The following is a 23,371-nucleotide window of genomic DNA, read 5'->3' on the forward strand; positions in this document are numbered from 1 at the left end:
CCGGGACAGGCGACGAAGATCACCACCGGACAAAAATTGTGCACTGCATTATGCGGTATTCCGCCCGCGCCGCCAGCGCGGGGCTAAAATCGCCAGCCTTGTTCCGAACTGCAGCCGATCGCTGCACCCAGCGCCAATGCCCCTGCTTTCCGTCGATAACGCCTGCCTCGCCTTCGGTCACGTCGATCTGCTCGATCACGTGAGTTTTCAGCTCGATGGGGGCGAGCGCGTCGCCCTCATCGGGCGCAACGGCTCGGGCAAATCCAGCCTGCTGCGCGCGCTCGCCGGCCAGGCGGCGCTCGATGATGGCACAGTCTGGCGGCAGTCCGAAATGGTCACCGCCTACGTGCCGCAGGAGCCCGACTTCACCCTCGAGCGCGACGTCTTCGCCACCATCGCCGACGGCCTGGGCGCCGCCGCGCAGCTTCTGGTCGATTACCACGCCGCCATGGTCGCGGTGTCCGAGCATGCCACGCCCGAGGCCCTGGCCCGGCTCGACACCCTGCAGCATGCGGTGGAGTCCGCCGAGGCCTGGCGCCTGAACCAGCGCGTCGAGCAGGTCGTGGCGCGTATCGGACTCGACCCGGCAGCGAAGGTTTCCAGCCTGTCGGGCGGTGGCATCAAGCGCGTGGCGCTGGCGCGCGCCCTGGTCGCCGAGCCCGACCTGCTGCTGCTCGACGAGCCCACCAACCACCTCGACCTCGACGGCATCCTGTGGCTCGAGGAATTGATCCGCGACTTTCGCGGCGCGGTCATGGTGATCACCCACGACCGCGTGTTCCTGGACAACGTCGCCACCCGCATCATCGAACTCGACCGCGGCCGGCTGGCGAGCTACCCGGGGCGCTTCGCCGACTACCTGCGGCGCAAGGCGGAAGAGCTGGAATCCGAAGAAAAAGCCACTGCACGCTTCGACAAGTTCCTCGCCCAGGAAGAGGTGTGGATCCGCAAGGGTGTCGAAGCCCGTCGCACCCGCAACGAGGGCCGCGTGCGCCGGCTCGAAGCCCTGCGCAACGCGCGCGCCGCGCGCCGCGACCGTCTCGGCAACGTGAGCCTCGCGGTCGATACCGGCGACAAGAGCGGGCAGATGGTGGCCGAGCTCACCCATGTGAGCAAGCGCTACGGCGACAAGGTCGTCGTGCGCGATTTTTCCACCCGCATCCTGCGTGGCGACCGCATCGGCTTTCTCGGCCCCAACGGCGCCGGCAAGACCACGCTGCTCAAGCTCATCCTCGGCGAGATCGAGCCCGACGAGGGCACGGTGCGCCGTGGCACCCGCCAGACGGTGGCCTACTTCGATCAGTTGCGCGAACAGCTCGACCCCGAGCTGCCACTGACCGAAGTCATCAGCCCAGGCTCCGATTTTGTGGAGATCGGCGGCGAGAAGAAGCACGTCATCGGCTACCTCGGCGACTTCCTGTTTGCGCCGCAGCGTGCGCGCTCGCCGGTCAAGTCGCTGTCCGGCGGCGAGCGCAACCGCCTGCTGCTGGCGCGCCTGTTCGCTCGCCCGGCCAACGTGCTGGTGCTGGACGAGCCGACCAACGACCTCGACATCGAGACCCTCGACTTGCTCGAGGAGCTGCTCGACGCCTACGACGGCACGCTGTTCCTGGTCAGCCACGACCGCGCCTTTCTCGACAACGTCGTCACCCAGGTGATCGCTGCCGAAGGCGACGGTTTGTGGAGTGAGTACGCCGGTGGCTACGGTGACTGGCAGCGCGTGCAGGCCAAGCGTGCCGCGGAGGCCGCTCAGACGGCGCAGGCGGCCCAGGCCGCCGCGCGCGACAATGCCAAGCGCAGCGCCACGCCCACCGACAAGGCGCGCGCAGCCGATTCCAAGGCCACCAACCGTCCGGCCAGGCTGTCCTTCAACGAAAAGCGCGAGCTCGAGTCCCTGCCCGAGCGCATCGCCGCGCTGGAAGACGAGCAGGCCGCGCTGCACGCGCGCATGGCCGACCCGACGCTGTATCAGAGTGCGCCGCAGGAAGTCGCGCAGATCAAGGCGCGGATGGATGCGCTCGAGGGCGAGATCGAGGCTGCGATGCTGCGTTGGGAAGAGCTGGAGTCGCGCGCCACTGGCTGAGCGCGGCCGGGCGCGTTGCCGGTCCGTGCGAGCGGGCCGTCTGTGGGAGCGGGCTTGCCCGCGAATGCAGCGCTCGAGCCTGCGAGATTCACGGGCAAGCCCGCTCCCACGGGTATGGCGGGCGCACGCGCCTCAGGCTTCAGATCACCCCGATCTGCACGAACCACGCTCCCGCCGCCGCTGCGCCGAGGAACACGCAGGCGTGGAAGGCCGCCAGCCAGCGGTAGTTGCGCCCGATCTGCTCGGGGTCGCGGTCCGAGATCAGGAACAGGCGCCTGTCGGCGGGGCGGCGCATCACGTGCAGCTCGGGCGCGGCGCGCACCTCGGTCTGCATGCGGCGTACCTCGCGCCTGGCCTGCGCGCGCGCGAGTTCCCATTCGCGGAGGTCGATCTCGCCATTGCCATCGAGATCGAAGCGCTCGAGCAGTTCGGGGTGGTTGGTCTTCCATTGCGCGAGCAGGTCGCGCACCTGGGTGGCGAAGTCGAAGTCCACGTCGACGCTGCCCAGGGTGGCGAAATCGCCGAGTACATACAGGCGGTCGTTGCGGATCAGCGCCCACTGCCGGTAGCGCATGTCATCGCGACGGAACTCATCGCAGCGCCGCACCAGCATCTCGGCGCCGTCGGGGTCGATGACGCACAGACCGCTGCCGTCGTCGAGCAGGAAGGACGCGTCGCTGGTGTCGGTGCTCACCACCCGCCACTTGCCATCGGATTGCCGGCGCTCGGTCATCAGGCGGTACCACAGCACGGGCAGCGCGTTGACCGGCGACAGCAGGGGCGTGCCGTCGAGCGGCTGGCCGCGGCCCTGCAACTCGGTGTAACCCTGGGCCGCGGAGGCGATGCGTGCGGTGGGCGTATCGGCGATCAGGCGGGCGTGACGGATCGCCCGCACCCAGCCGAGCAGGCCGGTGGCGAGCAGGATCACGAGCGCGGCGATCGTGCCCGGACGCTCGCCGAAGCGCAGCGCGAGCAGGACGGCGCCGAACTGGATCGCCGGCAGGGCGAGATCCATGCGGACGGGACGCAGATGCACGAGCATGGCTCAGCCGCCCGGGCGCAGGCGGGGGCGGGTGTGGGGAAGGGCAGGCAGGAGGCGGGACAGGGCGCAGGAGGACAAGGACTTCAGGCGGTAAACAGCGCCTTCAGGTCCACATCGGCCTTTTCAGTCACGCTGAACTGCAGCAGCGGCTGTTCGGTGTAGCCGAACATGCGGGCAACGATCAGGTCGGGGAACTGCTCGATGCGCACGTTGTGCAGATTCACCGATTCGTTGTGCCACTCGCGGCGGTCGGCGATGCTGTTCTCGAGCGCGGTGATCCGCGTCTGCAACTGCATGAAGTGCTCGTTGGCCTTGAGCTCGGGGTAGGCCTCGGCCACGGCGAAGATCTGTCCGAGGCCGGCGCGCAGCAGGTTCTCTGCGGCGCCCAAAGCGGGCACGTCGTGCGCCTCGCGCGCCTTGGCCACGCGTGCGCGCGCCTCGGTGACGCGGGCGAGCGTCTCCTGTTCGAACTGCTTGTACTGGCGGCACACCTCGACCAGCTTGGGCAGCTCGTCGTGGCGCTGTTTGAGCAGCACGTCGATGTTGGCCCAGGCCTTGGCGATGTTGTGCTTGAGCTGGACCAGGCCGTTGTAGGTGACCACGCCATAGACCAGGGCGAGGACGACCAGACCGAGAAAGACTGCGCTGCCGATGCTCATGAGGCGACTCCTGTTTATTCGGCGACATCTTATACTCGCGGCCTCGCGTCAACCGTTACGCATGCCACAGTGGCCCGCAATCCGGGCCCTCGAAGCGGAAGTCCCAGTCTTGTCCAGTCCGAATCCCTCATTGAATCCCTCCTTCCTTCGCCGCCCGGCCGTGGTCATGGCCTGCGGCGCCCTGATCCTCACCCTCGCCATGGGCGTGCGCCACACCGGCGGGCTGTTCCTGCAGCCGATGACGCTCGACCAGGGGTGGTCGCGCGAGCTGTTTTCGTTCTCGATCGCGCTGCAGAACCTGCTGTGGGGGTTGTTCCAGCCCTTTGCGGGTGCCTTCGCCGACCGCCACGGCGCGGGGCGCACGCTGGTCGGCGGCGCGCTGCTCTACATCGTGGGCCTGGTGGTGATGGCGCACGCCGACACCGCGCTCGGTCTCAACGTCGGCGCCGGGCTGCTCATCGGCATGGGGCTGTCGGGCACCACCTTCAGCGTGGTGCTGGGCGTGATCGGGCGCATGGCCGCACCCGAAAAACGCAGCATGGCGCTCGGGCTGGCGTCGGCCGGCGGCAGCTTCGGCCAGTTCGCGGTGCTGCCGGTGGGGCAGGGGCTGATCAGCATGGTGGGCTGGCAGGATGCGCTGCTCTGGCTGGCTCTGGGTATTGCGCTGATCATCCCGCTCGCGGCGGCCGTCACCGGTACCAGCGATCGCAGCGCCGGCGTCCAGCAGTCGATGCGCCAGGCGCTCGGCGAAGCGATGCGCACGCCGAGCTTTCATTACCTGTTCTGGAGCTTCTTCGTGTGCGGCTTCCAGACCGCCTTCATCATGCTGCACCTGCCCGCGTTCGTCGTGGATAGCGGCATGTCGGCCAACATCGGCATGACCGCGGTCGCCCTGATCGGGCTGTTCAACATCTTCGGCTCCTTTCTGTCGGGCTGGCTGGGCGGCTGCTACAGCAAGAAGTGGCTGCTGGCGTGGATCTACGCGCTGCGCATCGTCGCCATCCTCGCACTGCTGCTGTTTCCGCTGTCGCAGCTCACGCTGTACGTGTTCGCGGCGGTGATGGGCCTGCTGTGGCTGGGCACGGTGCCGCTCACCAGCGGGCTGGTCGGGCACATCTTCGGGCTGCGCTACATGGGCATGCTGTACGGCATCGTTTTCCTCGGTCACCAGATCGGCGGCTTCCTGGGTGCCTGGCTGGGCGGGCGCATCTTCGACCTCAGCGGGTCGTACCTGATGGCGTGGTGGCTGTCGATCGCGCTGTCGGTGATGGCGGCGGCGCTGTCGCTGCCGGTGCGCGAGGCACCGCTGCTGCGGGCGGAGGCGCGATGAGCGAGATTCGCGGGCAAGCCCGCTCCCAGGAGGCGACGACGCCCGCGCGCTCTTTGCGGGCTGGTCTGCTGCGCCTGGCGCTGATTGTGCTGGCGGCGGCCGTGCTCGGGCTGGTGTTCGCGGCCTACCAGCACCCGGCGCTTCTGCTCGATTTCGGCAGCCTGATGCTGATGTGCGGCTGAGTCGCTCGCTGCGCGCGTGCAGGGTCGAGGCCGCAGGGTGGAGCAGGCTGCTGCGGATCAGGCCGTCGGTGCAGTGGCGGGTTCCGCGGCAGGTGGTGGCAGGAAGCGCACACGAACCTCTTCCGGTACGCCCAGGCGCTGGAGCAGGGGTTCGCGGCTCAGGTGCAGCAGCGCCTCGAGGGCGTCAAGGTCGTCCGGCAGCGCCGGGTCTTCCCAGCCGTGGGCGAGGTGGCGGGCGAAGTCGGTCGCGAGCTGGATCGTGCGCACCCGCGGGTTGTCCTGCTGGCTGTCGTCGAGCAGGCTCACGAGCAGTTCGGGCAGGTGCCAGGCGCGAATCAGCGCGAGCTGCAGTTCGGGCATGCTGGTGCCGAACACTGCACGCTGGGCATCGGCGCTGCGCATGCGCGGGTTCTCGCGTTGGCGCTCGATAACCTGCAGCGTGAGCTGGGGCGCCACGATCCAGCACACGATCTCGGTGGCCTCGTGCAGCAGCGTGGCGACGGTGATTTCCTGCGGATCGATGTCGCGGCGTACGACCGCGAAATCGCGCGCGTAGTCGGCGGCGCGACGCGCGCGGGCGATCACCTTGAGCACGCCAATCAGTGCGCGTGGGTGTTCGGCGAGGGCGTCCTCGACCGTGGGCAGCTCGGCGAACGCGGTGAAGAACGGCTCCACGCCCATCATCAGCACCGCGCGTTCGATGGTGGTGATGTCGTGGTTCTGCGACTGGCGGCGGTGGCGTTCGAGATGCGTCAGCAGCCGCATGGTCATCAATGGGTCGGAGATGACGATTCCAGCCAGATGGCGTGCGCCGACGTTCTCGCCGCTTTCGCGCAGGGTAGCGAAGGCCCGCACCGTATGGCGCAGCACCGGCAGGGGTGCATCCGAGAAGGCTTGCACGTAGGCCTGCACCGACGGCAGGGGGGTTTGCAGCAAGGACATTCGAGGCTCGATCCGCAAGGAGGGCTGACTTCTGAGGCTTGCATCTTAACGGCAGGCCGGCTCCATTCTTGAACGTCACGCGCCGCGGTCAGTCATTGTCAGGAGCGGTTAGCCGGGGGTTTGTTCGTGAACATCGCGCGCGCAGTCGCCGCTTTCGTGGGCAAGCCCGCTCCAACGGAACCCGGCAAGGCCAGCGCGGCAGAATTACCTGTAATCATGAGGCTATAATTATGGGCCGCGCCGCCAGGCCCAAGCGTTCCACAGGAGACTTCCGGATGAACCCCTTCAAGGCTTTCGTGATCGACCAGGACGAGAACCGCAAGGTCGTCAGCCGCATGGGCACACTTGGGGCCGAGCAACTTGATGCGGGCGAGGTCACGATCCGCGTGCACTACTCGAGCATCAACTACAAGGACGCGCTGGCCGCGACCGGCGCGGGCAAGATCATCCGCCGCTTTCCCTGCGTGGGTGGCATCGACCTGTGCGGCGAGGTGGTGGAAAGCGCCGACGCGCGTTTTCAGCCCGGCGACAAGGTCATCGCCACCAGCTTCGACATCGGTGTGGCGCATCACGGCGGCTATGCCGAGTACGCGCGCGTGCCGGCAGGCTGGGTGATCGCGCTGCCGGCGGGGCTGGATCTGTTCGAGGCGATGGCGCTCGGTACCGCAGGCTTCACCGCGGCACTGGGCATCGTGCGCATGGAAGACAACGGCCTGGCGCCCGCCAATGGCCCGGTGATCGTCACCGGCGCCACCGGCGGTGTGGGCGCGCTGGCGATCGACATGCTCGCGCAGCTCGGCTACCACGTGGTTGCGCTCACCGGCAAGGAGGCCGAGGCCGACTACCTCAAGATGCTGGGCGCGGCCGAGATCCTGCTGCGCTCGACCATCGACTTCGACAAGGTGCGCCCGCTCGAGGCGGCAAGGTGGGCGGGCGCGGTAGACAACGTCGGCGGCCAGATCCTGCACTGGGTGCTGGCGACCATGAAGCAGGCCGGCACGGTGGCGAGCATCGGCAACGCGGCGAGCTTCAACATCGACACCACGGTGTTCCCCTTCATCCTGCGCGGCGTAAGCCTGCTCGGGGTGGATTCGGGCTACATCGGCTTCCCGACCCGGCAGCGCGTGTGGGATCGCCTGGCCACCGACCTCAAGCCGCGCCATCTCGCCGCGATCACGCGCACGATTGCCTTCGACGACCTGCCCGCTGCCTTCGACGATTTCATCCACTGCCGCGTCAAGGGCCGTACCGTCGTGCGTATCGGCGCCTGATCCGGCATGGCTGAATAGACGGGGTGACGATGAGCGCTGACGACCGACTTCCCCGCATCCTCGTCATCGACGATTCGCGAATGGTGCGCGCGTCCATCGTCAAGCACATCCGCGGCCGCTTCGAGGTGCGCGAGGAGCCCGACGGCGAGGCGGGCTGGGAGGCCTTGCTCGTCGATCCGGGCATCGAGCTCGTCCTCACCGACATAGGCATGCCGCGCCTCGACGGTTATGGTCTGCTCGAGCGCATCCGGGCCTCGAAGGTTTCGCGCGTGCGCGAGCTGCCGGTGGTCATCATCTCCGGCGACGAGGACGAGTCGGCGCGCGAGCGTGCGCTGGCGCTGGGCGCCAACGGCTTCATCCCCAAGGGCTCGGGCAGCGTGGAGCTGCTCGCCACGCTGACCTCGCTGGTGCGCCTGGCCAAGGCGCAGAGCGAGCTCGCGCTCAGTCGCGTCGCGCTCGCACAGCACAGCCCGGTCGATCCGGAATCCGGCCTTGCCACGTCGGCCTACCTCGAACATCACGGCGCCCAGGTGGTGGCCGAGGCGCGCCGGCGCCATGCCGACATCGGTGCGATGGTGGTCGAAGTCGATCAGTACGACGAGCTCAACGCGCGCTATGGCTCGCATGTAGTGCAGCTCATCCTGCGCAAGCTCGGCAAGCTGATCACCGGGCGCATTCGTACCGAGGACACGCTTTCGCAGCACTCCGCCGCGCAGTTTGCGCTGCTCTCGCCGGGCATCGACCGGGTGTCGAGCTGTGCCTTTGGCTTGCGGGTGCGCACCAGCGTCGAGAAGCTGGTGATGGCCTATCGCGACGAGCGCATCCGGGTCACGCTCAGCATCGGCGTAGCCAACGCGCTGGCCGACCAGCGCACGGCGGTGAGCGATCTGTTGGCCCTGGCCGTCGAGCGCGCCGCGCAGGCGCGCGCCGCAGGTGGCAACCGTGTGTTCGCCGATGCCGGCGAGGTGGACCCCGCCGATATCGAGCGCCAGCTCGCGCGCATGCCCAGCATCGACAACGTGCTCCGCCAGCTGCGCGCGGGTGGCCGTGGAGAGGTTTGTGCGCAGTTGCCGGGGGTCATCGCGACCCTGATGCCGCTGCTCGAATTGATTGAATCGCAGCACCAGGTCGGACTACCGCTCGCCAGGCTTAAGGCGATCCAGAAAAAGGGCGGAGACGACTACGACGACGGGGAGGCAACCCGGACCTCCGTCTGAACTCGGCAGACCTGTCGGCCGCGTCGCGCTGTCCCGGTGTGACGAGGTCGTGGTGTGCCAACCAAGACCAGGGATCATCGAAGGGAGAGAGGAAGCAATGAGCGATTATCAACAGTTCCACCGCCGTTCCATCGAAGACCGCGACGGGTTCTGGGCAGAGCAAGCCCAGCTCGTGCACTGGAACAAGCCTGCAGAGCAGATCTGCGACTTTTCCAACCCGCCTTTCGTCAAGTGGTTCAAGGGCGGCGAAACCAACCTGTGCTACAACGCCGTCGATCGCCATGCCGCGGAACGGCCGAACGACCGCGCGCTGGTCTACATCTCCACCGAGACCAACGAAGAGAAGATTTATACCTTCGCCGAGCTGCAGCGCGAGGTCGAGCGCATGGCGGCGATTTACCAGGAGCTTGGCGTCAAGCGTGGCGACCGCGTGCTGATCTACATGCCGATGGTCGCCGAGGCTGCGTTTGCCATGCTCGCCTGCGTGCGCATCGGCGCCATCCACTCCGTGGTGTTCGGCGGTTTCGCGGCCGGCTCGCTCGCCACCCGCATCGACGACGCCAAGCCGGTGCTGATGGTCAGCGCCGACGCCGGCATGCGCAACGGCAAGCCGGTGCCATACAAGCACCTGGTGGACGAAGCCTGCAAGCTCGCCGAATTCCCGCCCGCCAAGGTGTTGATCATCGATCGCGGCCTGGACAAGGGCTTCCCCCGGGTCGAAGGCCGTGACGTCGACTACGCAGAACTGCGCGCCAGGCACATGGACGCCAAGGTGCCGGTCGTATGGCTGGAGTCCTCCGAGCCGAGCTACATCCTGTACACCTCCGGCACCACCGGCAAGCCCAAGGGCGTGCAGCGCGACACCGGCGGCTATCTGGTCGCGCTGGCCTCGACGATGCCGCACATCTTCACCGGTGAGGCCGGCGAGACGATGTTCGCGACCTCCGACATCGGCTGGGTGGTCGGCCACAGCTACATCATCTACGGCCCGCTCATCGGCGGCATGGCCACGATCATGTATGAAGGCACGCCGCTGCGCCCTGACGCAGGCATCTGGTGGCAGATCGTCGAGAAGTACAAGGTCAGCGTCATGTTCTCGGCGCCGACCGCGGTGCGCGTGCTCAAGAAGCAGGACCCGGCCTTCCTCAAGAAGTACGACCTGTCCTCGCTCAAGCACCTGTTCCTCGCCGGCGAGCCGCTGGATGAGACCTCGCACGAGTGGATCATGCGCGAGCTCGGCATCCCGGTCATCGACAACTACTGGCAGACCGAAACCGGCTGGCCGATGCTCGCCATCTGCCGCGGCGTCGAGGACAGCCCGATCAAGCTCGGCTCGCCCGCCTTCCCGGTGTATGGCTACGACCTGCACATCTACCGCGAGGACGGCACCGAGTGCGGCGCCAACGAGAAGGGCATCGTCGGCATCGTGCCGCCGCTGCCGCCGGGCTGCCTGTCCACCGTGTGGGGCCAGGACGACCGCTTCGTCAGCACCTACTTCAGCCTGTTCTCCGATCCGGTCATCTACTCCTCGTCCGACTGGGGCATCAAGGACGACAAGGGCTACTACACCATCCTCGGGCGCATGGACGACGTCATCAACGTCGCCGGCCACCGCCTGGGCACCCGCGAGATCGAAGAGGCGGTGCAGACTCACCCGGCGATCGCCGAGGTCGCGGTGGTGGGTGTGGCCGACCCGCTCAAGGGCCAGATGCCGATGGCCTTCGCGGTGGTGAAGGACGCCACCACGGTCGACACCGCCGAGAAGCGCGCCGCGCTCGAGAAGGAGGTGATGAAGAAGGTGGATGAGAGCCTGGGCGCGATCGCCCGTCCGGCCCGTGTGCACTTCATCGGCGGTCTGCCCAAGACGCGTTCGGGCAAGATGCTGCGGCGCTCGATCCAGGCGCTGGCCGAAGGGCGCGATGCAGGGGATCTGACCACCATCGACGATCCGAGTACGCTCGAGCAGATCAGGGATGCGTTGAAGGGCTGAGCAAGTCCGCTCTCTCGAATGGACGGGGCTCGCAACTGCGGGCCCCGTTTTGTTCGGGCCGCATTTTTGCATGACGATCGGTATCGCCGCTTGAAACCGTCGGTGCCTGGTGGCGTATATTGAAGACCGCATCACGCTGTGCTTAAGTGACGGCGGCATCGATGCTTAAATCATTAACTGGATGCTCATCAAGTCATGACCACCGGCTCATACAATTTCGAACGCCTGGACGATGCCTCGTTCCAGACCACGCGTCTTTACCAGCAGTCCCAGGCCATCCGCGGCATGGAGGCCGGCATCCTGCGTGCGGCAGGCTTGCAGCCGTCCCACGACGTGCTCGAGGTCGGCAGTGGGCCCGGTTTCGTTTCCGATCTGCTGGCCGAACTGGCACCCGAGGGCAGCCTGCACGCAGTCGAGCCCAGCCCGACCCTGTCCGCGCAGATCGACGCCAATGTGCGTACCAGGCCCGCCCGCGGTCTCTTCGTCCATCAGGCCTTCGGCAACGCCTTGCCGATCGGCGACGCGCAGATCGACTTCGCCTATGCACGCTTTGTGCTCCAGCACGTCCCGCAGGCGCTCGAAGTGGTGCGTGAAGTCCATCGCGTCACCCGCAGCGGCGGGCGCTTCTGCGCGGTCGATTCCGACGACGGGCTGGTGATCCTTCATCCGCAAGAGCCGCGCGTGAGCGACCTGCTGCGCGATGCGCAGACCGTCCAGACCACGCAGGGTGGCGACCGCTTCATCGGGCGCAAGCTGCAGGCCCTGATGACCGAGGCGGGCTTCATCAACGTCAGGAGTCGGGTCCTGGCGCTGACCAGCAGCGAATTGCCGTTTCAGGTGTTGTTCAACATTCTGCTCGGATACAAGGCTTCGCTCCTCGGTGGGGCAGTGGATGTCCGGGCGCTTTACGAAGAACTCGCCGACAAGGTGGCGTCGGGGCGCCTGATGGTGGCCGCCGGCGTCTTCATCGTGTCCGGCGAGAAGGCATGATCGATATTTTGACCTGAGGCTGAACATGGAAACCACTTACTTTCGCTTCGAGCAAGTCCTGCCGGACACGCCTGCCTACGAGCGCTATCTCGAGGCGCGTTACGACGTCTTCTGTGCCGAGCTGGGCAGGGTCGAGCCCCCCGGTTTCAGCTCCAGCAACGGCCGGCCGATCGAGACCGACGGCTATGACGAACACAGCCGGCACTTCGTCGCCTATTACAAGGCCGACGAATCGGTGGCCGGATTCGTGCGCATCATCATGCCCAGCGAAAAAGGCTTGAACGTCACCCCGCGCTACGTCATCGACCGTCCGCTGCCTTACGCTGACGCAAGCGACGACCGAATCGGCGAAATATCGCGCATGGCGATCGCCCAACACTTCCGGCGCCGGCATTCGGACCAGGACAAGCCCATCCAGGGCGACCCCGACAGCGAGATGTTCAGAAAGCCGGAGGGCCTGCGCCGTCATCAGCCCGAGCTGGTTCTGGGGATGTACCGCGAGATCTACCAGCTCTGCAAGGGCAGCGGGGTCGACTACTGCGTGGCCGCGATGGACAGCCATTTCAGCCGACTGCTCATTGCGCTGGGTTTTCCGTTCGTGCCGGTGGGGCCGGTGAACGAGGGCGTGTCGCCGCCGCGGCGCGTGTTCCTGATCAGCGCGCTCGAGATCGAACGCAGCCTGGGCGCCCGTGAAGAGGCCGTGCTGCGGTTCATGCAGGACCAACAGAGGACGGCGCCCGCCATGACGTGATCAGGTGGTTCTTCCAGCCCGCTTTTCGCCTTCATGTGTGAGATCTGTCACGAATAGATTTACAATTCGCTTGACTGATTATTCGCGAGCCTGGGTTATCTTCCTCGGCAACATACGCGTGCGAATGCTTTGATGCATCACGCCGCTGCACACGCGTGAACTTTAAGGTGTGGATGGTGCTGGAAAAATACGAATACTCAGTGGTCGAGCCCGGCACGGGCGCGTACGCGGAATACCTGGCCTTGCGCCATGAGGTGTTCTGCGAGGAGTTGGGCCGTATCGTGCCTGACGGGCGCAGCGCGCGCGGCGTCGCCATCGAAAGCGACGACTACGACGTGCACAGTCTCCACGTGCTGTGCCGCCTGAAACACACGGGCGTTGCCGTGGGCTGCTCGCGGCTGATCCTGCCCGGGCCGAAGGGCTTGAATGTCAATGCACGCTACAAGCTGTCGTGCGCGCCGGAGAGTCCAGCCGGGCAGGTCGGAGAGATCGGCCGTCTGGCGCTCGCATCAAGCTTGCGCAGAGACCGCGCCGAGGGCTCGAGCGGCGGACGCCGCCGCCGTGCGCTGGGCGCGGTGGGCGACTCGGTGCACGCCATGCTCAAGCGCGAAGGGCCGGTGGTTGCGCTCGGGCTGTACCGCGAAATCATCAATCTCGCCAACCGCTACGGGATCACGCACTGCTACGCGGCGATGGAGCCGGCGCTCGCGCGCTTACTCAACCGGCTGGGTTTTCCCTTTCATGAGGCCGGCCCGCTGAACACCGCAGTCAGCCCTGCGCGTCAGCCCTATCTGATTGGGGCGCAGGCTGCGAAGGCGGGGCTGGCGGCGCGTAATTCGTGCTTGTATCGGTTCATGTTCGGGGGGGTGGAAGCAGAGTCGCAGATCATGATCACCTCTGCGGTTTGGCCGGTTGCAGGGGAGTCCAAGGCTTACCGTGATGTAGGCCTTCATATTTAGCGAGGCCACCGGACTGCTTGGCCGAGCGCGGTAGCATTCACCGATTCGCTGGATTTCTCCAGAAAACAGTCAAAAAAAACCGCGCAGATATCTGCGCGGTTTTTCCTACGCCGGGCCTGAGTCAGGCAGCGTTCTTCATGCGACGCGCTGCGCCGAGGCCGATGAGGCCAATGCCGAGAAGTGCAAGCACGCCGGGTTCGGGTACTCGATTAAAGCGCACGCTACCATCGAGGTCCGATGTACGTGCAAATGTGCCATCGTCCTGCAGTGTCGGAATAAGGTCCGTATCCAAGTTGGTATCGACACGCATCTCGATGGCGAAACCAGCTCCGATAAGCGATGCAAAGTCCACGCCGTCAGCAAAGTAGAAAAAGTCATCAGCAACGTCGGTAACTGTACCGTACAAGAGGAAGTTCGCGACGTCACCACCGCTTCCCGTTATGTCGACAGACATAAGCTTCAAATCCGCCGACGGATCGCGTGCAGCATCACCTTCGACTCGGCCACCAAAGTCATCGTAATAAATGTTGACCGTGCCGGAGTCGTATGCAGCCAGGATGCTGGAGCCGGTCCCCCCTACACTCAATACCGTGCCAAAGATCTCGTAGTCGAAATAAAGGCCCCATGTCGACCCAAAGCCTGCTGTATTGAAAAGGGTAGGAATGAAGCCGAGTTCACCGAAGTAGTTATTAACCGTCACGCCCTCAAGCGTGTAGTCTTTAATAACTGAGTCTGTCACGGAGTCGCCTGCGTTCACAACTCCATCGAGGCCGGGGTCGTACACCGAGTTTGCGAGCCAGTTTGCGCTGAAAGATGTGGCAGTGCTTGTCGTTCCGCCACCCTTGTCGTCGGGAGCAACAAGGTAAAACGCCTCTGCCATCGCTGCGCCCGACGCAAACATCGACGAAGCGGCCAGTACTGCTGCAAATTTATTGAGTTTCATGATCTTGCCTCCAGGTTGGTTGGGTACCGGGCGCCTGCGCGTTTCCCCCGCCGAGTAATAAGCATTATCCATGCCTGTATACGAGATGTGTTTTAAAACAGATGGATAGCGAGTCGTACTGGGCGCAGGATTTTGTGAGTGTAAAAAAAACCGACACTTCACGGCTCCGGGAGACCCTCCAGCTTGCTCTCCCTCGATTGTGGATTCCGCCCTTGTAATGTGGCCTGCTCTGCTAAAAGATGACGCCAACCCCGTCATCGTCGGAGACCTGTCTTGACTCCCTTCAACTACAACGAAGCCTTCAGCCGCAACCTCGGCGTAGTCAGCACCGCCGAGCACGAGCGTCTGCGCAATGCCACCGTCGCGATCGCCGGGATGGGTGGCGTCGGTGGCGACTACCTGATCAGCCTGGTGCGCGCCGGCGTCGGCGGCTTTCACCTCGCCGAGTTCGATGAGTTCGAGCTGGTGAACTTCAACCGCCAGTACGGCGCCAGCGTGCCGACGCTGGGGCGGCGCAAGCTCGAGGTGATGGTGGAGCACGCGCGGGCGATCAATCCGGAGCTGCGCATCACGACCTTCGAGGACGGGATCCAGCCGGGCAACATCGACGCCTTCCTCGATGGGGTCGACCTGGCAGTGGATGCGGTCGACGCGTTTGCGGTGGACAAGCATCCGCTGCTGGTCAACGCGGCCACCAAGCGCGGGTTGGCGACGATCGCCGCCGTGCCGCTCGGGCTGGGGGCGGGCGTGCTGGCCTTCGGGCCGCAGGGCATGGCCTACGACGACTACTTTGCGATCACGCCCGACATGAGCGAGGACGAGAAGATCGTGCAGTTCCTGCTCGGCTTCGCGCCCGAGCTCTATCACTTGCGCTATCTCGACCCGAATTCCATCAACCTCAAGGCGCGCAAGGGGCCGAGCTCGGTGGCGGGCTGCAAGCTGTGCGCGGGCTTCATCACCACCCAGGCGCTGGTGGCGTTGCTGCATCCCGAGGCGCTGCGCTGCGTGCCCTGGTATACGTATCTGGATGCGCGCGTCGGGCGTTTTCATCACCGCCGGCTGTGGATGGGCAACCGCAACCCCTTGCAGCGCCTGAAGAGTTACATCGCCAAGCGCCGGCTGGCCAAGCTCGACGCCCAGCGCTGAGGAGGCCGCGCGTACGCCGATACGTCGTGCGGCTGGGCTAGAATGCCGCAGGGATTCGCGCTTGCGGCGGGGAGGAGTGATGAAAGATTTGCAGGTGCCTGAGCGCCGCCAGTTCGTGAAGCGCGTGTCGCGTGTGCTCGCAGGGTTGGGCGCGGGATTGCTGATCGGGTCCGCCGCGCTGGCGGACGACGCCGGGCGGGCGCTGGCCCAGCGGGTGTACGACCGCGCGGACGGCGAGGACGCCACCTCGGTTGTCACGATGTCGCTGACCGAAGAAGGGCGCAGCCCCCGGGTGCGCAGCATGGTGGTGTACCGGCTGAGCGGCGAGGGTGGCGAGGTGTCGACCCTGATCCGCTTCACCGACCCCGCCGACATCGCGGGCACCGGCCTGCTGACGCTCGATGCGGCCGACGGTGCATCGAACCAGTGGATCTATCTGCCCGCGATGCAGCGCGTGCGCCGCGTCGATTCGAACCGCAAGGGCGGGCGTTTCGTCAATTCCGACTACTATTTCGAGGACTTGCGCGACCGCAAGCCGACGATGGACACGCACCGCGTGATCGGCCAGGAGACCCTCGATGGGGTGGCCTGCGACGTGCTGGAGAGCGTGCCGGTGGAGGCGGGCAATTCGGTGTATCTGCGCCGGGTGAGCTGGATCGACCCGGTGAGCCTGCTGCCGCTGCGGGTCGATTTCTTCGAGAAGGATGCAGAGCAGCCGTCCAAGCGCCTGGAGGTCGTTGTCCGCGACCAGGTCCAGGGCTACTGGACGGCGATGGACAGCACGCTGAGCGACCTGCGCAGCGGGCATCGCACGCGCCTGGTGGTGGAGCGCATAGCTTACGATCGTGGCTTGCCGACGCGGCTGTTCAGTTCGAAGGCGCTCGAGGACGAGCGCGGCGAGAAGGAATTCCGGCCGTAAGGGCGGACTGCCCCGAGGGTGGGTCGCGGGTCCCGACACCGCGGACAAACGATGGAAAAGGACAGGACATGCAGGCTGAACACAAGGGCTGGCTGGTGCGCGGCATGGCTTCGCTTGCCAGCGCAATGCTGCTGGCGACGGGCGCACTCGCGGCGGACGGGGGACTGGGGCTCAAGGTCGATAGCCTGCGGGTGGAGTTCGGCGGCTTCACCGATCACCCCCGTGCCTCGGGTGATGCCTTTGCGCACATGGCGGTCAGCGCTGGCGGCGGGGAGGGTGACTGGAGCTACGCGCTGGGTGCGCGGCTCGATGCCTTTTCGCAGTTCGGCAGTGCGGATTTCACCCGCGTGCGGGCCGACTACACCGAAAACTACCTGCGCTGGCGGGGTGAAGAGCTGCGGCTGACGCTCGGCACGCAGAACGTGATGTGGGGCCGGGTCGACGAGATCTCCCCGATCGACCGCATGAGCCGTGTCGACCTGTCGCGCGCGATGCTCGACAAGCTGCCCGATCGCCGCCGTGCGGTGCCGGCGGTGCGCGCGGAATACTTCGGCGACGATTTCAAGCTCGACGCGGTGTGGCTGCCCGTGTTTGACGATGCGGTGATGCCGCATGGGGACAGCGTGTGGCACCCGGTGGATGCGGTGAAGGGTCGCCTGCTCGGCTTCGGGACGCTGCCCGGGCTCGCGGGTGTGAAGGTGCGCGAGGCCGATGAGGATGGCAGCGGTGGTGGCGGTCTGCGCCTGACGGCCGGCGGCGATGGCCTGGACTACGGTGTCAGCGTGCAGCGGGTGCGCCAGTCGCAGCCTTACTACCGCGTGTCGCCGGGCGTGCTGACGGCGATCCACCCTTACGACACCGTGATCGGTGCGGAGCTCGAGACCGAGCGCCTCGGTGCCACCTGGCGCATGGAACTCGCGTGGCGCAGCGACGTACCGCTGACCACCCCTGGTTTCCAGTACCGCACGGACCCCGGCGTCGATCTGGTGGTGGGGGCGGAGTTCTTCCCGGGTGACGGCGAGACGCGCGTCACGCTTCAGCTTGCCGGCCACCGCACGCTTACCGACGTGTCGGTGCTTGACCGCACCGAGTTTTACGTCATGACCGGCGAGATCGAGCACCCCTTTGCCCACGGGCGTTGGCGTGCCGACCTGCGCTTCATGGCCGGGCTGGGCGAGCATGACCTGTACCTGAATCCGCGGCTCACCTACACCGGCATCGACCAGCACGAACTCTTCGTCGCCGCCCATGTGTTCAGTGGTTCCGAGCAGACGCTCGGTGGCTACTACTCGCGCAACGACTCGGTGATGCTCGGCTGGCAGGCGAAGTTCTGATGAGGGGAGTCGGCGCGACAGGCGTGCGGCGATGCTGAAAGACGGACTCCACGCGGCGCTGCTGCGCCTGATGCAGCCGCGCCTGATGCGCTGGCGCCAGGCGCTGGCGATCATCATCGTCGTGCAGGCGATCGGCGCCGCGCTGGTACTGCTGCGGCTCGACCTCAACAACGCGCCCGAGCTTTACTTCCCCCACGACGCACCGGCGACGGTACTCGAGCGCGAGCTGCGCACCGAATTTCCGAATGACGAGATCCTGATCGGGCTCTTCGCTGGCGAGGGCTTGTACAGCGCAGCGACGCTCGCCGCGCTCGAGCGCGTGAGCGCGCACATGGAGCGTCACCCGGACGTTGACCGGGTGTTCGCGCTGACTCGCGTCGATCATATTTCCGGCACCGCAGACGGCTTCGTGGTCGAGCCGCTGATCGACGCCGAGGCGCTGGACGAAGGGAGCAAGGATGGGGCCGATGGCGAGGGCAAGCGCCTGGCGCGCGTGCTCGGCGACCGCTTCATGCCGGGCTGGCTGGCGTCCACGGACGGCAAGGCGATGGCGCTGGTCGTGCGTACGCACAAACTGGGCGAGAGTCGCCAGCGTCAGTCGATCGAGACCGAGTTCTACGCAGCGGTCGACGCCGAGCAGATGCGCGAGAAGCTGGTCGCGGTGGCCGGCACGGTGGCGCTCGACGCCGCCGAGATGCGCTCGATGCTGCGCGACACGCTCATCTTCACCCCGCTGGTGATGGCGCTTGGCCTGGCGCTGTTGTACTGGGTGGTGGGCCGGCTGGTGCCGGTGGTGCTGGGCGCGGTGGCGATGAGCACCGCGGTGGTCGCCTCCGTGGGCTTGATTGCGGCGATCGGCCAGCCCTACACGCTGGTCACCGCCATGGTGCCGACCCTGATCTCGGCGTATACGGTGTCGAACCTGCTGCATCTCTACGCGGCGCTCAAGCGCACGCGCGATGCCGGCTTTCGTCGGCCCAAGCGCGTCGTGTTCGCGCTGCAGATTGTGCACACGCCCGCGATCTTCAACGTGCTGACCACCGCGGCGGGCATGATCAGCCTGATGTTGGTGCCGATTCCGCCGATCCAGGTCTTCGGCCTCATCGCGGCGATCGGCGTGGTGGTGATCTATTTCGTGGTCTTCTACCTGGTGCCGCCCTTCCTGGTGAAGTTCGATCGCGGTCCGTGGCCGAGCGGAGAAGGGGGGTTTGCGTGGACCAAGCGCCTGTCGTGCACGCTGGCCAACTTCGCCATTCGCCGCGCGGGCTGGGTGGCGGGTACGGTCCTCGCACTGGTGCTGGCCACCGCGCCGCTGCTGCTCAAGGTGCAGGCCGAGTCGGACCTGCTCAAGTTCTTCAAGGAAGATCACCCGCTGACCCAGTCCACCGCCAAGGTGGAGGCCGCGCTGGTCGGGGTGACGGCGCTCGAGATCGTGGTCGACGGCCCGGGGCGCGATGCCTTCAAGGACGCGGCGCGTCTGCAGCGCATCAAGGCGCTGCAGACGCAGGTCGAGGCGCTGCCCGAGGTCGATCGCGCGCTCTCGATGATGGACATCGTCGAGGAGATGAACTGGGCCTTCAACGAGGAAGACGAGGCCTTCCGCCGCCTGCCCGACGACGACCGCATGCTGAGCCAGTTGCTGCTGATCTACGACGGACGCGACCTGCAGGAACTCGTCAATGGCGAATACCAGCGCATGCGCATCCTGCTCAACGTGAACGTGCACGGCGCCAACGCGATCCAGGCGGTGATCGACAAGATCGATGCGCTGGTCGCCGAGGTCGACGCGCCCGAGCTGAAATGGCAGACCGCCGGCTACGGGCGGCTCTTTGCCGACCAGGAAGACCTGCTCGTGGTCGGCCAGTTGCACAGCTTTCTCGGTGCCTTCGGTCAGATCTTCCTGATCATGCTCGTGCTGTGGCGGTCCTTCCCGTCGGCGGTGATCAGCATGCTGCCGAACCTGGCGCCGCTGTTCTTCGTCTTCGCGCTGATGGGGGCGGCGGGCATCTACCTCGACATGGCGACCGTGCTGATCGCGGGCGTGGTGCTGGGGATCACGGTCGACGACACCATCCACATCTTCCACAACTACCAGGAGCGGCGGAGAAAGGGTTATGGCGCGGTGTTTTCGGTGGCGCGCAGCTTCGAAGCCTCGGGACGGGCGGTGGTTGCGACGTCGCTGTTGCTGGTGTCGCAGTTCATGCTGCTGGCGACGTCGAGCTTCGTGCCCACCGCGCATTTCGGCATGCTGACGGCGGTGGGCCTGCTCGCCGGGCAGCTGATGGAGCTGATCCTGCTGCCGGCGCTGCTGGTACTGTGGAGCCGGGTAGAGGGGCGCTTCAGGAAGGCTTAGCGCCCGACCATGTTGTCACGGTGGATGAGCTCGGGCTCGTCGATGTAGCCGAGCAGCTTCTCGATCTCGGCGGTGGGCTTGCGTGCGATGCGGCGGCACTCCGACGCCGAGTAATTCACCAACCCGCGCGCAACTTCCTCGCCTGCTGCCGTGCGGCAGGCTACCGCTGCGCCGCGCTCGAAGTCGCCGCGTACTTCGATCACGCCCACCGGCAGCAGGCTCTTGCCGCTTCTCAGCGCGGTGACCGCGCCGTCGTCGATGACGAGATCGCCGGCAAGCTGCAGATGGTCGGCCAGCCACTGCTTGCGCGCATGCAGCGGCGTGCTGGTGGCGTAGAGCAGGGTGCCGAGCGCCTCGCCTGCGGCCAGGCGCAGCAGCGGGTCGGGCTCGCGCCCGCTGGCGATGCAGGTGTGGGCGCCGCTGCGGGCGGCGCGCTGGGCCGCGCGAATCTTGGTGATCATGCCGCCGCGGCTGATGCCGGTGCCGGCGCCGCCGGCCATCGCCTCGTACTGTCGATCCTCGGCGCGGCCCTCCGCAATCAGCGTGGCGGCGGGATCGTTGCGCGGATCGGCGGTGTACAGGCCCTGCTGATCGGTGAGGATGATCAGCGCCTCGGCTTCGATCAGGTTGGCGACGAGGGCGCCGAGGGTGTCGTTGTCGCCGAACTTGATCTCGTCGGTGACCACCGTGTCGTTCTCGTTGATGATCGGCACCACGCCGAGCTGCAGCAGGGTGGTGAGCGTGCTGCGTGCGTTGAGGTAGCGCGTGCGATCGGAGAGGTCCTCGTGGGTGAGCAGGATCTGGGCGGTATGCAGGCCGTGGCGGGAGAAGGCCTTTTCGTAGGCTTCGACCAGACCCATCTGACCGACCGCAGCGGCGGCCTGCAGCTTGTTCATCTGGTGCGGGCGCCTGGCCCACCCCAGGCGCTGCATGCCGGCGGCGATGGCGCCGGAGGATACCAGCGCCACCTCGCGGCCATCGGCGCGCAGCGCGGCAATCTGGCGCGCCCAGGCGTCGAGCGCGGCCTTGTCCAGGCCGGCGCCGTTGTTGGTGACGAGGGCGGAGCCGACCTTGACGACGAGGCGGCGGGCATTGCGGATCTTGGTTCTCATCTTTGCAAGGGGCCTGGGGGCAAAGGCGGAGGGCGGTTGAGTGGCTTGCGGGGCAGCGGCTCCGTAGGGGCGGGCCTTGTGGGAGCGGGCTTGCCCGCGAACAAGGCTGCATGCGCGGGCAAGCCCGCTCACACAGCGTCCCGCCCCTACGGCGGCTGATCTAGCTTTTGCTCGGGCGGTCTTCGGGCAGCGTGTCTTCGTCGTCGCGGTCGGCGTCGGGTTCTTCGCCATCTTCGCCCTCGTCGCCCTCGGCGTAGGCCTCTTCCTCGAAGGCCGCTTCGGCGGCGGCGCGGATGGCTTCGATTTCGGCCAGGCGGGCGGCTTCGGCGGCCTGGCGTTCCAGACGCTCGGCTTCGATGCGGTCGCGCTCGGCGTCGAGGAAGTCCTGGATCGCGAAGACCAGCGCCTTGGTGCCCTCACCCTTGAGCGCAGAAATCTCGAAGTGGCGCTCGACCGGGCCGTAGGCCTCGAGGAAGGCGGCAACGCGCTCGGCGCGCTCTTCCTCGGGGATGAGGTCGAGCTTGTTCAACGCCAGCCAGCGCGGCTTGTTGTACAGCGCCTCGTCGTACTTGCGCAGTTCCTCGACGATCGCCTTCGCGTCCGCGACCGGGTCGGCTTCGGGGTCGAAGGGGGCGAGGTCGACCAGGTGCAGCAGCACGTGCGTGCGCTGCAGGTGGCGCAGGAACTGGTGGCCCAGGCCGGCGCCTTCCGCTGCGCCCTCGATCAGGCCGGGGATGTCGGCGATCACGAAGCTGCGCGCCTCGGTGGTGCGGACCACGCCGAGGTTGGGTGCGAGCGTGGTGAAGGGGTAGTCGGCAACCTTGGGCTTGGCGGCGGAGACGCTGCGGATGAAGGTCGACTTGCCGGCGTTGGGCATGCCGAGCAGTCCGACGTCGGCCAGCACCTTGAGCTCGAGGTGCAGGTTGCGGAATTCGCCCTCCTGACCCATGGTCTTCTTGCGCGGCGCGCGGTTGGTGCTGGACTTGAAGTGGATGTTGCCCAGCCCGCCGCGACCACCGCGTGCGATGAGCACGGTCTTGCCGTCCTCGTCGAGGTCGGCGACGAGCTCGCCACTCTCGAGGTCCTTCATCACCGTGCCGACCGGAAAGCGCAGCGTGATGTCATCACCGCCCTTGCCGTAGCAGTCGCGGCTACCGCCGTTCTCGCCGCGCTCGGCGCGGAAGCTGCGGGTGAAGCGGTAGTCGATCAGGGTGTTGAGGTTGCGGTCGGCGACCGCATACACGCTGCCGCCTCGCCCGCCGTCGCCGCCGCTGGGGCCGCCCTTGGGGATGAACTTCTCGCGGCGGAAGGTGGCCGCGCCGTTGCCGCCGTCGCCGGCGTAGACCTCGATGCGGGCCTCGTCAAAAAACTTCATGCCTGATCAACCTTTAAAAACAAAAAGCCCTGACCTTGCGGTAGGGCTTTTGCACTGCAATGCGAACGAAGCGCGCGATCAGGCCGCTTCCGGCACGATGATCACGGTGCGACGACGCGACGCGCCCTTGACCGCAAACTGAACCACGCCGTTCTTGAGTGCGAACAGGGTATGGTCCTTGCCGATGCCGACGTTGTCGCCCGGGTGGTATTCGGTGCCGCGCTGGCGAACGATGATGTTGCCGGCGAGCACGAACTGGCCACCGTAGCGCTTGACGCCGAGGCGTTTCGATTCCGAGTCGCGGCCGTTACGCGAACTACCGCCAGCTTTCTTGTGTGCCATATCGGATTACCTCCCTACGCCTTAGGCCGAGATCGCTTCGATACGAAGCTCGGTGTAGTTCTGACGATGCCCCTGGTGCTTCTGGTAGTGCTTGCGGCGGCGCATCTTGAAAATCTTGATCTTGTCGTGACGGCCGTGCGAAACCACGGTCGCCGTGACGATAGCTCCCGCAACCACCGGCGTGCCGATCTGAACGGCCTCACCTTCACCGACCATGAAAACCTGGTCGATGGTGATTTCGGAACCCACGTCGGCCGGTATCTGTTCTACCTTGATCTTTTCGCCAGCGGCAACGCGATACTGCTTGCCACCGGTTTTTATCACCGCGTACATGGTGTTACTCCAGTTGATGGGTCTGCAAAGAATCGCGCACTATAAGTACGTGCTCGGGAAAAGTCAATGAAAACAATCCCCGTGCGGGCGTTGCCGCG

21 protein-coding genes are annotated in these 23,371 nt (G+C 66.2%); 13 read left to right on the plus strand and 8 right to left on the minus strand.

What is annotated here, in order from left to right; translation table 11 throughout:
• Nucleotides 1–136 precede the first annotated feature (136 nt).
• Nucleotides 137–2,083, plus strand: coding sequence for an ATP-binding cassette domain-containing protein (locus RBT54_RS11100; protein WP_320367123.1), 1,947 nt, complete (start codon nt 137–139; stop codon nt 2,081–2,083).
• 139 nt (nt 2,084–2,222) lie between these two features.
• Here RBT54_RS11100 and RBT54_RS11105 read toward each other — a convergent pair whose 3' ends face one another.
• Complete coding sequence (locus tag RBT54_RS11105) at nt 2,223–3,125, minus strand: hypothetical protein (RefSeq protein WP_320367124.1); 903 nt, start codon at nt 3,123–3,125, stop codon at nt 2,223–2,225.
• 83 nt (nt 3,126–3,208) lie between these two features.
• Complete coding sequence (locus RBT54_RS11110; RefSeq protein ID WP_320367125.1) at nt 3,209–3,784, minus strand: LemA family protein; 576 nt, start codon at nt 3,782–3,784, stop codon at nt 3,209–3,211.
• A 130-nt stretch (nt 3,785–3,914) separates the two neighbouring features.
• Here RBT54_RS11110 and RBT54_RS11115 point away from each other — a divergent pair, with 130 nt between their 5' ends.
• On the plus strand, nt 3,915–5,114 hold the full coding sequence (locus tag RBT54_RS11115; protein WP_320367126.1) for an MFS transporter: 1,200 nt from the start codon (nt 3,915–3,917) through the stop codon (nt 5,112–5,114).
• A complete protein-coding gene (locus RBT54_RS11120; RefSeq protein ID WP_320367127.1) occupies nt 5,111–5,296 on the plus strand; it encodes a hypothetical protein in 186 nt (61 codons plus the stop codon). The genes RBT54_RS11115 and RBT54_RS11120 overlap by 4 nt, the downstream gene beginning before the upstream one ends.
• Before the next feature lie 57 nt (nt 5,297–5,353).
• Here RBT54_RS11120 and RBT54_RS11125 read toward each other — a convergent pair whose 3' ends face one another.
• Entirely contained in the window at nt 5,354–6,238 is an 885-nt protein-coding gene (locus tag RBT54_RS11125; protein ID WP_320367128.1) for an HDOD domain-containing protein, read from the minus strand.
• A gap of 275 nt (nt 6,239–6,513) precedes the next feature.
• On the opposite strand from RBT54_RS11125, the gene RBT54_RS11130 reads away from it, so the two are divergent.
• From RBT54_RS11130 to RBT54_RS11155, 6 genes are all read left to right on the plus strand, one after another.
• A complete protein-coding gene (locus RBT54_RS11130) occupies nt 6,514–7,509 on the plus strand; it encodes an oxidoreductase (protein WP_320367129.1) in 996 nt (331 codons plus the stop codon).
• A gap of 29 nt (nt 7,510–7,538) precedes the next feature.
• Nucleotides 7,539–8,726 carry a response regulator gene (locus RBT54_RS11135; protein ID WP_320367130.1) on the plus strand — a complete coding sequence of 396 codons (1,188 nt, stop codon included), beginning with the start codon at nt 7,539–7,541 and terminating at the stop codon, nt 8,724–8,726.
• 76 nt (nt 8,727–8,802) lie between these two features.
• Nucleotides 8,803–10,716, plus strand: coding sequence for a propionate--CoA ligase (locus tag RBT54_RS11140; RefSeq protein ID WP_320367195.1), 1,914 nt, complete (start codon nt 8,803–8,805; stop codon nt 10,714–10,716).
• Between the two features lie 195 nt (nt 10,717–10,911).
• Nucleotides 10,912–11,706 (plus strand): methyltransferase domain-containing protein, encoded by a 795-nt coding sequence (locus RBT54_RS11145; RefSeq protein ID WP_320367131.1) that lies wholly within the window; start codon nt 10,912–10,914, stop codon nt 11,704–11,706.
• Between the two features lie 25 nt (nt 11,707–11,731).
• Nucleotides 11,732–12,457, plus strand: a complete 726-nt coding sequence (locus RBT54_RS11150) for a GNAT family N-acyltransferase (RefSeq protein WP_320367132.1) — start codon at nt 11,732–11,734, stop codon at nt 12,455–12,457.
• 155 nt (nt 12,458–12,612) lie between these two features.
• On the plus strand, nt 12,613–13,416 hold the full coding sequence (locus RBT54_RS11155; protein WP_320367133.1) for a PEP-CTERM/exosortase system-associated acyltransferase: 804 nt from the start codon (nt 12,613–12,615) through the stop codon (nt 13,414–13,416).
• A gap of 121 nt (nt 13,417–13,537) precedes the next feature.
• Here the strand turns inward: RBT54_RS11155 and RBT54_RS11160 are convergent, their stop codons facing one another.
• On the minus strand, nt 13,538–14,359 hold the full coding sequence (locus RBT54_RS11160) for a PEP-CTERM sorting domain-containing protein (RefSeq protein WP_320367134.1): 822 nt from the start codon (nt 14,357–14,359) through the stop codon (nt 13,538–13,540).
• A gap of 273 nt (nt 14,360–14,632) precedes the next feature.
• Between RBT54_RS11160 and RBT54_RS11165 the strand changes: the two genes are divergently transcribed.
• The 4 genes from RBT54_RS11165 to RBT54_RS11180 all read left to right on the plus strand — a co-directional run bounded on the left by RBT54_RS11165 (nt 14,633) and on the right by RBT54_RS11180 (nt 20,111).
• Nucleotides 14,633–15,505, plus strand: coding sequence for a ThiF family adenylyltransferase (locus RBT54_RS11165; RefSeq protein ID WP_320367135.1), 873 nt, complete (start codon nt 14,633–14,635; stop codon nt 15,503–15,505).
• A gap of 79 nt (nt 15,506–15,584) precedes the next feature.
• Nucleotides 15,585–16,424 (plus strand): outer membrane lipoprotein-sorting protein, encoded by an 840-nt coding sequence (locus RBT54_RS11170; RefSeq protein ID WP_320367136.1) that lies wholly within the window; start codon nt 15,585–15,587, stop codon nt 16,422–16,424.
• A 68-nt stretch (nt 16,425–16,492) separates the two neighbouring features.
• Nucleotides 16,493–17,758, plus strand: coding sequence for a DUF1302 family protein (locus tag RBT54_RS11175; RefSeq protein ID WP_320367137.1), 1,266 nt, complete (start codon nt 16,493–16,495; stop codon nt 17,756–17,758).
• A 31-nt stretch (nt 17,759–17,789) separates the two neighbouring features.
• A complete protein-coding gene (locus RBT54_RS11180) occupies nt 17,790–20,111 on the plus strand; it encodes an efflux RND transporter permease subunit (RefSeq protein ID WP_320367138.1) in 2,322 nt (773 codons plus the stop codon).
• Here the strand turns inward: RBT54_RS11180 and proB are convergent.
• The 4 genes from proB to rplU form a co-directional block, all read right to left on the minus strand.
• A complete protein-coding gene (gene proB, locus RBT54_RS11185; protein ID WP_320367139.1) occupies nt 20,108–21,223 on the minus strand; it encodes a glutamate 5-kinase in 1,116 nt (371 codons plus the stop codon). The two genes, RBT54_RS11180 and proB, sit on opposite strands and share 4 nt — an antisense overlap.
• Before the next feature lie 160 nt (nt 21,224–21,383).
• Nucleotides 21,384–22,598 carry an Obg family GTPase CgtA gene (gene cgtA / locus RBT54_RS11190; protein WP_320367140.1) on the minus strand — a complete coding sequence of 405 codons (1,215 nt, stop codon included), beginning with the start codon at nt 22,596–22,598 and terminating at the stop codon, nt 21,384–21,386.
• A 78-nt stretch (nt 22,599–22,676) separates the two neighbouring features.
• A complete protein-coding gene (gene rpmA, locus RBT54_RS11195) occupies nt 22,677–22,940 on the minus strand; it encodes a 50S ribosomal protein L27 (protein ID WP_320367141.1) in 264 nt (87 codons plus the stop codon).
• 21 nt (nt 22,941–22,961) lie between these two features.
• Nucleotides 22,962–23,273: a 50S ribosomal protein L21 gene (gene rplU / locus RBT54_RS11200; RefSeq protein WP_320367142.1), complete on the minus strand. Its 312-nt coding sequence runs from the start codon at nt 23,271–23,273 to the stop codon at nt 22,962–22,964.
• Nucleotides 23,274–23,371: the final 98 nt, after the last annotated feature.

The sequence above is a fragment of the Thauera sp. genome, assembly GCF_034003485.1.
Classification (GTDB): Bacteria; Pseudomonadota; Gammaproteobacteria; order Burkholderiales; family Rhodocyclaceae; genus Thauera.